Source organism: Glutamicibacter sp. MNS18 (assembly GCF_026107515.2).
GTDB lineage: Bacteria > Actinomycetota > Actinomycetes > Actinomycetales > Micrococcaceae > Glutamicibacter.
The window spans coordinates 120,121-133,356 of record NZ_JAPCHW010000007.1 but is presented as its reverse complement, the minus strand read 5'-3'; the positions used below and the strand labels follow the sequence as shown (position 1 = coordinate 133,356).

At 61.7% G+C, this 13,236-nt stretch carries 11 protein-coding genes and 3 tRNA genes; 1 reads left to right on the top strand and 13 read right to left on the bottom strand.

Translation table 11 applies throughout. From position 1 onward, the window contains the following. Positions 1-23 precede the first annotated feature (23 nt). The 6 genes from OK351_RS11850 to leuC all read right to left on the bottom strand — a co-directional run bounded on the left by OK351_RS11850 (position 24) and on the right by leuC (position 6,646). On the bottom strand, positions 24-1,145 hold the full coding sequence (locus tag OK351_RS11850) for a D-alanine--D-alanine ligase family protein (protein WP_265159147.1): 1,122 nt from the start codon (positions 1,143-1,145) through the stop codon (positions 24-26). Then, positions 1,142-2,146 carry an NAD(P)H-dependent glycerol-3-phosphate dehydrogenase gene (locus OK351_RS11845; protein ID WP_371931436.1) on the bottom strand — a complete coding sequence of 335 codons (1,005 nt, stop codon included), beginning with the start codon at positions 2,144-2,146 and terminating at the stop codon, positions 1,142-1,144. The genes OK351_RS11850 and OK351_RS11845 overlap by 4 nt, the downstream gene beginning before the upstream one ends. 45 nt (positions 2,147-2,191) lie before the next feature. Beyond that, positions 2,192-2,983: a lysophospholipid acyltransferase family protein gene (locus OK351_RS11840; RefSeq protein ID WP_265159143.1), complete on the bottom strand. Its 792-nt coding sequence runs from the start codon at positions 2,981-2,983 to the stop codon at positions 2,192-2,194. 14 nt (positions 2,984-2,997) lie between these two features. Next, positions 2,998-4,317 (bottom strand): UDP-N-acetylglucosamine 1-carboxyvinyltransferase, encoded by a 1,320-nt coding sequence (murA, locus tag OK351_RS11835; protein WP_265159140.1) that lies wholly within the window; start codon positions 4,315-4,317, stop codon positions 2,998-3,000. Between the two features lie 260 nt (positions 4,318-4,577). Next, positions 4,578-5,183: a 3-isopropylmalate dehydratase small subunit gene (gene leuD / locus OK351_RS11830; protein ID WP_265159138.1), complete on the bottom strand. Its 606-nt coding sequence runs from the start codon at positions 5,181-5,183 to the stop codon at positions 4,578-4,580. A 14-nt stretch (positions 5,184-5,197) separates the two neighbouring features. After that, positions 5,198-6,646 (bottom strand): 3-isopropylmalate dehydratase large subunit, encoded by a 1,449-nt coding sequence (gene leuC / locus OK351_RS11825; protein ID WP_265159136.1) that lies wholly within the window; start codon positions 6,644-6,646, stop codon positions 5,198-5,200. Between the two features lie 113 nt (positions 6,647-6,759). Here leuC and OK351_RS11820 point away from each other — a divergent pair, with 113 nt between their 5' ends. Beyond that, on the top strand, positions 6,760-7,500 hold the full coding sequence (locus tag OK351_RS11820; RefSeq protein ID WP_265159134.1) for an IclR family transcriptional regulator: 741 nt from the start codon (positions 6,760-6,762) through the stop codon (positions 7,498-7,500). A 14-nt stretch (positions 7,501-7,514) separates the two neighbouring features. Here the strand turns inward: OK351_RS11820 and thiL are convergent, their stop codons facing one another. The 7 genes from thiL to OK351_RS11785 all read right to left on the bottom strand — a co-directional run bounded on the left by thiL (position 7,515) and on the right by OK351_RS11785 (position 13,226). After that, entirely contained in the window at positions 7,515-8,531 is a 1,017-nt protein-coding gene (gene thiL, locus OK351_RS11815; RefSeq protein ID WP_265159132.1) for a thiamine-phosphate kinase, read from the bottom strand. A 7-nt stretch (positions 8,532-8,538) separates the two neighbouring features. After that, positions 8,539-10,182 (bottom strand): GTPase, encoded by a 1,644-nt coding sequence (locus tag OK351_RS11810; protein WP_265159130.1) that lies wholly within the window; start codon positions 10,180-10,182, stop codon positions 8,539-8,541. Further along, positions 10,179-11,948, bottom strand: coding sequence for a dynamin family protein (locus OK351_RS11805; RefSeq protein ID WP_265159128.1), 1,770 nt, complete (start codon positions 11,946-11,948; stop codon positions 10,179-10,181). Before OK351_RS11805 ends, OK351_RS11810 begins: the two co-directional genes overlap by 4 nt. A 92-nt stretch (positions 11,949-12,040) precedes the next feature. After that, a tRNA-Glu gene (locus OK351_RS11800) sits at positions 12,041-12,113 on the bottom strand. A gap of 41 nt (positions 12,114-12,154) precedes the next feature. After that, positions 12,155-12,227, bottom strand: a tRNA-Glu gene (locus OK351_RS11795). Positions 12,228-12,275: 48 nt separating this feature from the next. Further along, a tRNA-Gln gene (locus OK351_RS11790) sits at positions 12,276-12,347 on the bottom strand. A 108-nt stretch (positions 12,348-12,455) separates the two neighbouring features. Continuing rightward, positions 12,456-13,226 (bottom strand): HAD family hydrolase, encoded by a 771-nt coding sequence (locus OK351_RS11785; protein WP_265159126.1) that lies wholly within the window; start codon positions 13,224-13,226, stop codon positions 12,456-12,458. Positions 13,227-13,236 lie beyond the last annotated feature (10 nt).

Genomic DNA, 13,236 nt, shown 5'->3' with positions numbered 1-13,236 from the left:
AGACCTGGTGTTCTTCAAGCCGCTTAGCGCAATCCCGTGGGACGTTCCAGCGCCAGCCCGATGAGGCTCTCGATCAACTCGTGGTAGTCAATGCCGGTCTTTTGCCACATGTGCGGATACATGCTCGATGGGGTGAAGCCGGGCATGGTGTTGATCTCGTTGATCACCCAGTCGCCATTGGGCGTGTAGAAGAAATCGACCCGCGAAAGCCCCTCGGCGTTCACCGCGTCAAAGGCCTTGACCGCCAGCTCCCGCACGGTACTGATCGCTTCATCGCTCAGGGCCGCGGGGCAGCTGAGTTTCGCGGCCGCACCGTCAACGTACTTGGCCTGGAAATCATAGAAGGCGTTATCGGTGCCTTCCACGGCGATTTCGCCAGGCAGCGAGGCCTTCGCTTCGCTGGCTCCGTTTCCTTCGAGCACACCGCACTCGATTTCCCGGCCTTCGATCCCTTGCTCCACAATGACCTTGGGGTCTTCGGCCCGCGCAACCTCGATCGCTGCGCGCAGTTCGGAAGGTGAATCGACCTTGGTGATCCCCACCGAGGAACCGGCCCGCGCAGGTTTGACGAACAACGGGTATTCCAATGACTCGCACTGGGACATACTCCCTTCGGGGTCACGGAGCCATTCCTTGTTGCTGATCACCGTGTAGGGTCCAACGGCAAATCCGGCCGCCGCGAAAACTACCTTCATGAAATGCTTGTCCATGCCCACGGCGCTGGCGGCAATGCCGGACCCAACGTAGGGGACGCCGCTGATTTCCAGCAGTCCCTGGATGGATCCGTCTTCGCCAAAGGGACCATGCAGCAACGGGAAGACCACATCGATCTGACCGAGATCCACGATCTTCTCTCCGTCTCGGGCGATCAGGCGCGTCTGTTGTCCGTGGCTGGACAGCGCCACCGGGGTGGTGACTTCCTTGATCTCGGGTATCTGACCACCGTTCAGGCTCCACTGACGGGGATCGTCCTCAACTAGGGTCCAATCCCCCTCGCGGGTGATCCCCACAGGGATCACTTCGAATCGCTCGGGGTCGATGGCCTGGATGACCCCGCCTGCGGTGACACAGGAAACGGGATGTTCGGAAGAACGACCGCCGAAGAGTAATGCGACCCGTGGTTTGGTTGGTGTTTCCTGGCTCATGCTTGCAGCTCCCCTTCGGCTTTCAGTTCTCGTGAGAGTAGACGCTTGGCCATGTTTTCCACACTGAGAGTACCTTCGAGGACCATGACCACGGCTTCTGTAATCGGCATTTCCACTCCATGGGTGGTGGCCAGGTCGAGTACGGCCCGGGCCGATTTAATGCCCTCCGCTGTCTGGGACATACGGTCATTAACTTCCTCAAGGAACAGCCCCTGGCCTAGCAACCGTCCTGCGGTGTTGTTTCGCGACAAGGAGGACGAACAGGTAGCCACCAGGTCACCCAGTCCGGAGAGCCCCGCCAGGGTATCCATCCGGCCGCCGAGCGCCAGAACCAGCCGGGTCGTTTCGGCCAGTCCGCGGGTGATGACGGAGGATTTGGTGTTGTCGCCGAATCCCATTCCGTCACACATGCCCACAGCCAAGGCAATGACGTTCTTGACGATTCCCCCGAGTTCAACTCCGAGGACATCATCATTAGTATACGGACGGAAATACGGTGCCGAGCAGAGCCGGGCAATCCATGCAGAGGTTTCCTCGTTCGTGCAGGCAACCACCGACGCTGTGGGCTGTTCACGGGCGATTTCCATGGCCAGGTTGGGTCCCGAAAGTACGGCTATCTGCTCAGAGGCAAATAGCGTGACATCCGCAATGACTTCACTCATGCGCAAATCCGTGCCCCGCTCCAGTCCCTTCATGAGCGAAAGCAGGACGGCATCGGGTTCAAGAAGGGGGACAAACTCGGCCAGTTCCTGCCGCAGTGACTGTGCGGGGATCGCCAGAACCACCAGATCGGCTCCGGTGAGCACTGCGACCTTGTCATCCGAGGCACTGATGCTGGCAGGGAGTTTGGTATCTCGCAGGTACCGGGAGTTCGTGTGCCGTTCGTTGATCTCGGCGGCGGCCTCTGCACGTCGGGCCCAGATCATCACGGAAATGTCCAGGTCCGCGACCGCGTCAGCTATCACCTTGGCGAATGTCGTGCCCCAGCTTCCGGCACCCATGATGGCGATCTTTCGAGGCAAGGTTTTCGTCACAGAGATGTCCCCTTAGGCTGGCTTGTTCTTATCATCTGTCGTTGGCTTTTTGGTCTCGTAACGTGACCCGGTGGCAGCCTGACCATGCTCAGCCGGATCCCAGAAGGATGCCGGCGGTGTCTCACCACGAAGTTCCGCCTGTAGCCCGGTGATGCGTCCCATAATTCGGTCGGTGGCCTCCTGCAGGATGCTGCGGGTCCGTGGTCCGCCGCGCAGGTCGTCCAGGTCCACCTCCTGACCGACGGAGACCACCACGTGTTTGCGTGGGAAGAGGCTCAGCTTCTTGCCGTAGCGGGGCAACAGCTCCTGGTCACCCCAGTGGGCCAACGGAACCACGGGTGCACCGGTTTGCAGCGCAAGGCGGGCGGCTCCGGTGTGTCCCTTCATGGGCCAGAGGTTGGGCTCGCGGGTCAGGGTGCCTTCCGGGTAGATGACGATGACTCCCCCGGCATCGAGCACCTGCTTGGCGGCCAGCAGGGATTCCCCTGCCGAACTGCTCTTGCGTGCCACCGGCACTTGGCCTGTGGACTTCATGACCCATCCGATCACCGGGGCGGTGAACAGCGATTCCTTGGCAAGCCACCGCGGCAACCGCCCATGGCTGTACAGCGCATGGCCGACAACAAGCGGGTCGATCTTGGTGGTGTGGTTAACACAGAGGATAAACCCGCCTTCGGGCAAGGATTCGAAACCCTTCCAGGTCTTGCCGATCAGGGCATTCATGGCTGGACGGACAATGCCGGCCAAGACCGCGAAAACCGTCTTGGTCTTCCGGGTTTCCTGTTGGTTGGCACTCTCAGCCACGAACCGCTTCCCCTTTACTCGCTAAGTTCCACATTTGCGCCGAGTTTACGGAGCTTCTCGGTGAAATGTTCGTAGCCACGGTTGATGATCTCGATTCCCGTCACGGTGCTGGTGCCTTCGGCGGCCAGAGCGGCGATCAGGTGGGAGAACCCGCCACGCAGGTCGGGGATGTCGATATTGGCGCCCTTGAGTTCCACCGGGCCCACGATGACGGCCGAGTGCTTGAAGTTGCGGTGGCCAAAGCGGCAGGGTGTGGAACCCAGGCAGTCGGTGTGCACCTGGACGGTCGCGCCCATGCGCTTGAGCGCCTCGGTGAAACCGAAGCGGTTCTCGTATACGGTTTCGTGGATCACCGAGACACCGGTGGCCTGGGTCAGGGCCACGACCAAAGGCTGCTGCCAGTCAGTCATGAAACCCGGGTGCACATCCGTTTCCAGGATCAGCGGGTTCAGTTCGCCGCCCGGATGGTAGAAACGGATGCCGTTGTGCTTGACCTCGAACTCGCCACCGATCTGGCGGTACACGTGTAGGAACGCGGTCAAATCGCGCTGCTGGGCATCTTCGACGAAAATGTCGCCCTTGGTGACCAGTGCGGCCGAGGCCCAGGATGCGGCTTCGTTGCGGTCCGGCAGTGCCACGTGGTCGTAGCCGCGTAGCGACTCGACTCCTTGGATGCGGATGATGCGGTCGCGGTGCACAGAGATGATGGCGCCCATCTTCTGCAGCAGGGCGATCAAGTCGAGGATTTCCGGCTCGATGGCGGCGTTGCGTACCTCGGTGACACCGCGGGCGCGCACTGCCGAGAGTAGCACCTGCTCGGTGGTTCCCACCGAGGGGTACGGCAAATCCAGTTTGGCACCGGTCAGCCCGTTGGGGGCGGAGATCCGGATACCCTCCTCACCCTTGTGCACCTCGGCACCGAATTCGCGCAGGACGTCCAGGTGGAAGTCAATGGGGCGGTCACCGATCCGGCAGCCACCCAGGTCCGGGATGAAGGCCTGGCCGATGGAATGGATCAGCGGACCGCAGAAGAGGATCGGGATCCGTGAATCCCCGGCGTGAGCATCGATGGCGCGATTGGATGCCGTCTTGGCTTCCGAGGGATCCATGGTCAGATCGCCGGTCTCCCGGTCGCGGGTGACCGTGACGCCATGAAGCTCAAGCAGGCTGCGGACCACCGAGACGTCCTTGATTTCAGGTACGTTGCGCAGAACCGAAGGGGTGTTTCCCAGCAGTGCGGCAACCATGGCCTTGGGAACCAGGTTCTTGGCTCCGCCGACGCGTACGGTGCCAGTCAGTGGCACACCACCATGGATCGTTAAGATCTTGCCCATGAATGAATAAACCTCATCACGTAGTTGAAATCGTCCACTGCCTTCGGAAGTACGAAAGTGGATAGGACTTAGTAAGCATACCGCTAAGTACATGGCCCTCTGGACTTCAACGGTGCGAGCCGCTGACAATATTCCCGGTTATCAGGGAACTCACACCAGGCCTTGAGGCACCCCTCATTGAAGGCAAAACCATGGCGGTGACGCGGCCTCGCTGTGGGCGAAGCTGTGTCACCGCCAGGGTGGGAAAATTCGGTGGAAGATCAGTCAGCGGTTCGTGCCGGAAGGGTCAGCGGCTTGAACCCCGGACGCGAGGTCTCGTACTCCGAGATATCCTCTTCATGCTTGAGGGTCAATCCGATGTCATCCAGCCCTTCCATCAGGCGCCAGCGTGTGTAGTCATCAATGTCGAAGGGTGCCACCAGCGACCCGCAGGTCACCGTGCGGGCCTCCAGGTTCACGGTGATCTGGGTCCCGGGGTTGTTGTCCAGTTCCTTCCAGATCAGCTCGATGTCATCCTGGGCCAGTTCCGCGGCCACCAGTCCCTGCTTGCCCGAGTTGCCGCGGAAGATATCGGCGAATCGGGAAGAAAGCACGGCCTTGAAACCATAGTCCTTCAGGGCCCAGACGGCATGTTCACGTGAGGAGCCGGTACCGAAATCCGGGCCGGCCACGAGGACCGAACCCTGGTTGAAGGGTTCCCGGTTCAGGATGAAGTTCTCGTCCTTGCGCCATCCGGCGAACAGCGCGTCCTCGAAGCCGGTGCGGGTGATGCGCTTGAGGTAGACGGCAGGGATGATCTGGTCGGTGTCCACGTTGCTCGAACGCAGGGGAACACCGATTCCGGTATGGGTGGTGAATTTTTCCATGGAAGTGTTCCCTTCTAGACGGCGGCCGGGGTGCTGGCCAGGTCGGATGGTGAGGACAGGGTGCCGCGAATCGCGGTGGAGGCCGCGACCAGTGGCGAGACCAGGTGGGTGCGTCCTCCCTTGCCTTGGCGCCCTTCGAAGTTGCGGTTGGATGTCGAAGCGCAGCGTTCACCCTCGGCCAGCTGATCCGGGTTCATGCCCAGGCACATGGAGCAACCGGCGAAGCGCCATTCGGCACCGAAGTCCTTGAACACCTGATCCAGACCTTCAGCTTCGGCTTCCAGGCGGACACGGGCGGATCCGGGGACCACGATCATGCGCACCTGCGGGTCCTTCTCACGGCCCTTGATGATTTCCGCCGCCGCACGCAGGTCCTCCATGCGGGAGTTGGTGCAGGAGCCCAGGAACACGGTGTCCACACGGATCTGCTTCATGGGGGTTCCGGCTTCCAGCCCCATGTAGGTCAGTGCGCGTTCGCAGGCCTGGCGGTCGTTCTCGTCCGCGAAGTCTTCCGGGTGCGGAACACTTTCGGACAGCGAGATCCCTTGGCCGGGGTTGGTTCCCCAGGTGACGAAGGGTTCGAGTTCATCCGCGTTGAGGAATACCTCGGCGTCAAAACGTGCCCCATCATCGGTGTGAAGGGTCTTCCAGTACTCCACGGCGGCATCCCATTGCTCACCTTCCGGCGCATGGGGGCGTCCCTTGACGTAGTCGAAGGTGGTCTGATCAGGGGCGATCATGCCGGCGCGGGCGCCGGCCTCGATGGACATATTGCAGATGGTCATGCGTGCATCCATGGACAGCGAACGGATCGCCGATCCTCGGTATTCCAGCACGTAGCCCTGCCCGCCACCGGTGCCGATCTTGGCAATCACGGCAAGGATGATGTCCTTTGAGGTCACGCCGGGCTTCAGGGTTCCCTCGACATTGATGGCCATGGTCTTGAACGGCTTCAGGCTCAGCGACTGGGTGGCCATGACATGTTCCACCTCGGAGGTACCGATGCCGAAGGCCAGGGCGCCGAAGGCGCCATGGGTGGAGGTATGCGAGTCGCCGCAGACCACGGTCATGCCCGGCTGGGTCAGCCCCAGCTGCGGGCCCACCACGTGAACGATTCCCTGTTCCTTGTCCCCCAGCGAGTGCAGGCGGACACCGAACTCCTTGCAGTTGTCCCGCAAGGTATGGATCTGGGTGCGGCTGGTCAGATCCGCGATCGGCTTGTCGATATCCCAGGTGGGGGTGTTGTGGTCTTCCGTGGCAATGGTCAGATCCGGTCGACGCAGTTTGCGCCCGGCCAGACGCAGACCCTCGAAAGCCTGCGGGCTGGTGACTTCATGCAGTAGGTGAAGGTCGATGTAGATCAAATCCGGCTGCCGGGCGGCACCTTCGCCTTCACCCTGACGCACGACATGGGCGTTCCAGACCTTCTCGGCCAGTGTCAATGGAGACTGCTGCGCAGACATGAGACACACTCCTTCAATAACGTTCTTCCTACATGTTCAAGTGTGCCAGCACCCGGAAGCCATTTCCAATATGCGGACTTGAATCTCAAATACTGAGATGCAACGATGGTTCCATGACTACAAGCAGCGGGGTGGGCGTCCTGGACAAGGCGGCCGCCATTCTCAACGCCCTGGAGCACGGCCCCACCTCATTGTCCCAACTTGTGGAAGCCACGGGAATATCCCGGCCCACGGTGCACCGGCTGGCGCAGTCCCTGGTGCACCATGGACTGGTGGGCAGGGATATGCATGGCCGGTTCGAATTGGGCAACCGGCTGGTGGAACTGGCCGGGGCCGCCGGGGAAGACCGCATGGTGAGCACCGCAGGCCCCCTGCTGATCAAATTGCGCGACCTGACCGGTGAAAGTACCCAGGTGTTCCGCAAGCAGGGTGATTTCCGTGTCTGCATTGCCAGCGCCGAACGGCCTGTTGGCCTCCGCGATACCATCCCGGTGGGTACCCAGTTGTCCATGAAGGCCGGCTCCGCCGCCCAGGTCCTCCTGGCATGGGAGGACAATGAGCGGATTATTGACGGGTTGCGCAATGCACGATTCACCCCGACCATCCTGGCCGGGGTGCGCCGCAGGGGGTGGGCCCAGTCACTCGGTGAACGCGAACCCGGTGTGGCTTCGGTCTCGGCACCGGTACGAGGCCAGTCGGGTCGGGTGATCGCCGCGTTGTCGATGTCAGGTCCCATTGAACGGCTGACCCGGCAACCGGGGAAGGTCCATCACGAGGCCGTGGTGCGGATCGCCGATGAACTATCCGAGCTGTTGCGTGTGCAGAACGAACACCGGCTCAACGTGGGTCTCTAGAACCCTTGAAGAGCCTAGGAGAAGTGGTCGAATCCCTTGGATTCGGCCATTTTTTCTCCGTCGATGTAGACCGCAGGCCCGGTGGAATCCGCCGCACCGACCGTGCCGATGATGGTGAATTCCTCGGGTACGGCCTGTTCATTCGGGAACGTGGCCAGCAGCCCGAAGTCCTCGCCACCGTAGAGTACCCATTGCAGTGGTTCGGTGTGGAGCAGGTGGGCGGCCGGTTCCAACCGTTCGGCGAACTCGGTCAGGGCGGTCGAGTCGATCTTCAGGGACACGGCACTGGAAGCGGCCAGTCGACCGCCATCAACAATCAGCCCGTCCGAGAGATCCAGCATCGCCGTTGCCCCGGCTTCCTCGGCCCGTGGCCCCGATTCCAGGGGAGGTACCGGTCGGCATTGGCCTTGGACCAGTCGGCGTAGCGCCCTGCCCCACAAGTGGCTTGAGTCCGGGTGCTCAAGCAGGGCGAGCCCGGCCGCGGCCACGCCAACCCGGCCGGCTACGGCGATCACGTCTCCTGTCTGGGCACCGGAGCGCAGCATCTTGCGCCCTGCGCTCTCCCCCAGGGCGGTGGTGGTCACCGAGATTTCGGTGGAGAGTCCCAGATCCCCGCCGAGGATCGCCGGTGGTGTGGTGGGCAATTCCTTCAGCGCCCGGGCGACACCGTGGGCGAAGTCCTCCACCCAGGCAATCGCTGTCTGCCCGGGCAAGGACAGGGAAATGACCACCCCGGTGGTACGTCCGCCCATGGCATTGATATCGGAAAGGTTCTGGGCGACGGATTTCCACCCGATATCGAACGCGCGGTGCGTCAGACCACTGGGCCATTGCTGCTTGAAGTCCTGGTCCTGCACCATGGTGTCAACGGAAACCAGTACCTCACCCGAGGCGACCTTCAGGGCTCCGGCATCATCCCCGGGGCCCAGCAACGGGTTCTCGCTACGCAAAATGGGCAGAATGACCTGGAGAATTCCGCTTTCGCCGAGTTCGGATACGGTCTGTTCGGAAGTCTTTACGCTGTGAGCCACACTATCCCTATTGCACTCTCTTTGCCGCTTGGCGGATGAGACCGGCATATTGGTTATATCGATCCAAATGTCCCCTACTTGGATCAACAACCTCTTGCCGCACCACATACGCCACCGATTTGTTTAAGCTCCCCAAAGCCTTCCTGCGCTTGATCCTAGCGATAAGTCGATTAAATATCGAGCCGCCGATGCCCAGAACCACCCCAATCAGGACACCAATCACCAGAAACAGCGTGGGATAGGCTATGCCTTCAATTCTAGGGGGTTCCGGGAGTGAAAATTGCAGGAAGCCGGCCAATGCCAACCCGCCGAGCCACAGGCCGCCGACCAGGGCGGTGAGCAGGCTGAGCCATTGCAGGAATTTGACTGCCGGCCACCACCAGGAGCGTTTCTCCACCCCGAGTTTCGTGGAGGCAATGGCCTGGTCGATAGGGCCTTCCATGGTTTGGGGTGCATTCCTCAGCTGGTCGTGCAGCGACTGCTCCCAGGGCTCTGGCAGGTCCTTCACTGCGGTTGACACGTAGCGGTTCACCGCCTGCTCCACCTGGGCGGTTTCCGCGACGGACAGTTCGGGTCGGGAGGTCAATGACAGGTCGGCGGGTTTCTCGTTCCGTCCCAGGTTCATGCGTTTGAGCGGGTCGTTGCGCAAGCGGGTGAGCCAGGTTGTCAGGGGCCAGCCGGTGCTGCGCGCCGCACGCAGCCGGTAGGAAGTGGCCACCGCCTCCGCGATCCGCTCCGTTCCGTGGGCTTGCCCGATCTGCTGTTCGAGTTTCTGTTGCTCCGCCCTGGAGGGCGGCTTGGCCTCGGTCGCCGGCAGCGTTTCCGCCCAGGTTGTGGCCAGCTGATCGATATCGTTGCGTACCCGTTGCACGGCCAGTTGGTGGCGGCGCATCACGGTCAGTATTTCGGCGCGGACTTCCTCGATCCCCTCACCGGTGCGCGCCGAGGCGGGCACCACCGGCACCTGGCCGAGTCCCTCGGTTTCCAGCAGGGCTTCAAGCGAGGAGATCACGGCTGTCCGGTCCTGCTGCGCAATCATGTCGATTTGGTTCAGCACGACCATCAGGTTGCTCGATTGGCCGGCCAACGCTGCAAGGTACCCATGGTGGATTGAGGCATCAGCGTACTTCTGTGGATCCAGCACCCAGATCAGGAAGTCGACCTGCCCGGCCAGCTTGGCCGCAATCTCGTGGTGTTCCACGGCCGTGGAATCCATATCGGGAAGGTCCAGGAGCAGCAGACCGCTGGTATGTGCGGCCTTCCGGCTGTTGGCCACCCCCGCCAGCGGCTCGGTGACGATATGCCGTTCGTTCACATTCAGCCAGTCGAGCAGTTCGGCGGAGTTCTCCGTTTCCCAGATGGCCGCCACGGCGCTTTTCGTGGTGGGTCGCACGACTCCGGTCCGTGCGATCTCCTGGCCGGTCAGGGCGTTAAAGAGGCTGGACTTCCCGCTACCGGTGGCTCCGAACAACCCGATCACGGTGTGGTCGGCCGACAGCGCCCGGCGTTCCCCCGCCCGTTCAAGAACCACGGTGGCCTGTGTCAATTGCTTATGCTCCAGGTACGGTGCACCGATCTCCATGGCCTGGTTCAACAGCTGGATCTGTTCGGTCACCGTGGATTCGGCGCGCAGGCGCTGGCGTTCACTCATGCGGTTCCCCCGTTACCGGCCAATCCGCTGATCTGTGCGTCAAGTTCGGCGCAGACACTGTCATCGAGCACCCGAGCGGTGACCGTGGTGTAGATCTGCCGGTTCCGCTCAATGAGTTGGCGGCAGTGGTCCTTCAGCATGATGCTGGCCCGTTGGGCCATGCGCCGCACCGCGTCCTCGCCGAAAATGGCCTCCAGCAGTTTTTGTCCGACCACTGCCGAGCCACCGGCGATCCCCACTTCCACCCCGGTCAAACCCGCCGTTGAGGCGAATACAACGACCATGAGCGCTACCGCCAGCCCATTGACCCCAAAGGCCGCGAGACGGGCGGTTTTCCGTTTGCCGGCCCCTTCGGTACGGATCATCTCCAACACGTCCTTCTGCCAGGCGCGTATGGTCTGGGAAGCCTGGTCTTCCAGGTCAGCGGCCGGGCGGGGCACCGGTGCTTCGAGAAGCAGTTCGGTGCCGAAAGCCGTGCCAATCCATTGCCGGTCCACCTCCTGGCAGGCCTTGGTGATTTCGTTGACCAAAACCGTGTGCAATCCGGTTTCAATGGCGTTCTCGACCTTGTGGGTGGCCGGCGGCTTGCCGGTGAAGAACCCGGCGACCTTGTCGCGCATCCGCCCCACGGTACCCTCGATCCCCCGCATGAGTTCTCCCGCACCAACAAAATCCTGCCACCTGGCCAGGATCTCGCCACGAAGGAGCGACCCGTCATGCAGCGAATCCAGGGTCTTGTCCAGGGCCTGGTCGAAACGCCGGGTCGCGGATTCCTCCAGGTCCCGTACCTGCGCGTCCTGGTCGGATGCGGCCTGCCGGAGGGTGCCAAGATCCATGGCCAGTTGTTCCAGTGCTCCACGGAGTGTCTGGGCGGCAACCCGTTGCCGTTCAACGGTGTTCCTGGCCAGCCCGGTGAGCCATTGCTGCAGGGCATGGATCTGGTCATGTCGGATCAGTCCGTTGGCTCCCAGATCGGATTCATGGATGGTGTGCAGCAGGGCGGGGTCCAACGCGTTGGATTCCATCAACCGCACCAGATCCGGTCGGATCTGCTCCACGGCACCGTGTGGCACCCGGTTGAGCACAACGCTGACGGTCACGGCCCGCTGGCCCGCCTTTTCCAGCAGCGCCCACGGCACCGCGTCGGAATACCTGTTCGCTGTGGTGACAAAAAGCCACAAGTCGGCGGCGCTGAGCAGCTGGGTGGACAAGGTCCGGTTCTCATCGGATACGGAGTCGATATCCGGGGCGTCGAGCACGGCCACCCCTTGCGGTATCCCCTCATGTGGGATCAGCAGCAGGGCATCGGTGCGTTGCAGTGTCGCACCGGTGTCATACCCGCTGCCTTGCAGCCGGGTCAGGGTGGGGAGCACCCGGTCCCCGGTGAACCAGTCGGCATCCTGGGGGTGGTGGATCAGCACCGGGGTGCGTGTCGTGGGGCGGATCGCCCCAGCCCTGGTCACTGTTGCGCCAACCAGTGAGTTCACCAATGTCGATTTGCCCGCCCCGGTGGAACCACCCACCACGGCCAACAGCGGGGCGTGGGCATTTTGTGATCGCGGTAGCAGATAGTCGTTGATCTGATTAATCAGTTGGCTGCGGAGGACTGCGGGATCCGGGGCGCCCGGAACCGGGTTGTGCACGAACTGCAGACGTTGCAGGATGTTTTCCAGCCGGCCCAGGGTGTTCTCCAGTGCGGCGGTGCCGACGCCAGCAGGATCATGCTGCTGGGCCGAAGGCTGACCTGAAGGAAGTTTGGGATCCATAGTGTCCATCTTGCCTGATACGCCTTAGCTGGCAAGTACACACACGCGTGGTGATACGCAAAAAGCCACGGATAACCGTGGCTTGTCTTGCGTGACCCCAGCGGGATTCGAACCCGCGTTACCGCCGTGAGAGGGCAGCGTACTAGGCCGCTATACGATGGGGCCGCATATCTCCGGCAAGCGGAGGACCTATGAAGAAGAACTTGTGACCCCAGCGGGATTCGAACCCGCGTTACCGCCGTGAGAGGGCGGCGTACTAGGCCGCTATACGATGGGGCCGCACGCTAAGAACTTCTTCTTAGCTCATCAAATAATTTTGATGAAGCGCTGGGATACCAGGACTCGAACCTAGAATGACGGAACCAGAAACCGTTGTGTTGCCAATTACACCATATCCCACTGTGACTTGCGGCTTTTCGATCAGCTCAGCTTCCTGAACTTTTCTGTTTGCCTCAGCACGAGATATAACTATACATACGTTTTCAGCAAGAGACAAATCGGGAACGGCTAGGGGTGCACAAGCCCAAAGAACCCCGGATTCTCGCGGATTTCACGGTCAATTTCCCCCAGGTTTTCAACTCTGGGAAATGCCGAATTCCTGTGACGTACCCCACGATCTACGAGGACCGCAAGTAGCCCAGCGGCGTGCGCACCCTGGGCATCGTTGATCGGGTTATCCCCTACGTACAAGGTCCGTCCCGGGCGGGTGCCCAGTGCAGCGCATCCGGCGAGGAAGGGAGCGGGATCGGGTTTGGGTGCCCCGGCGGTGTCGGAACCGATGACCACCTGGATCATGGACAGTCCGGCCAGGGAGAGTTTATTGCGCTGGTAGTGCTCAACATTGTTACTCACCGCGCCAATGGGGATCCCCAGGGTCTGTAGCCTGTCCAGATGCGGCAGGACATCGGCGAAGGGCCGCCAGGCCTGCTGGACGCGTTGTTCGTACCGCTCAACCCAGGAAACCATCTCGTTGGCGTCCGGAACAGTAATACCGGCCATCCGGTAGGCCCGCTCCACACGCAGGGCCCGTTGCTGGAGAAAGGTCAGTTCACCGGACATGTAGCGTTCATAGGCCCCGGCACCATCATCGGCAAAGTCTGCCGCGATGCGGTGCCGCTCGGCTTCCGGAACGCCGTCCATCTGGTGGGCGGACATGGCGAGGAATCCGTTGAGGGAAGCAGTGCGCAGATCCACCAACGTGTCATCGATATCATAAAGAACGCCCTCGATACCGGCTGCGGACGCAGTGGTATCGAGGGCGGCATCTTGGCGCTTCATTTGCCTGACA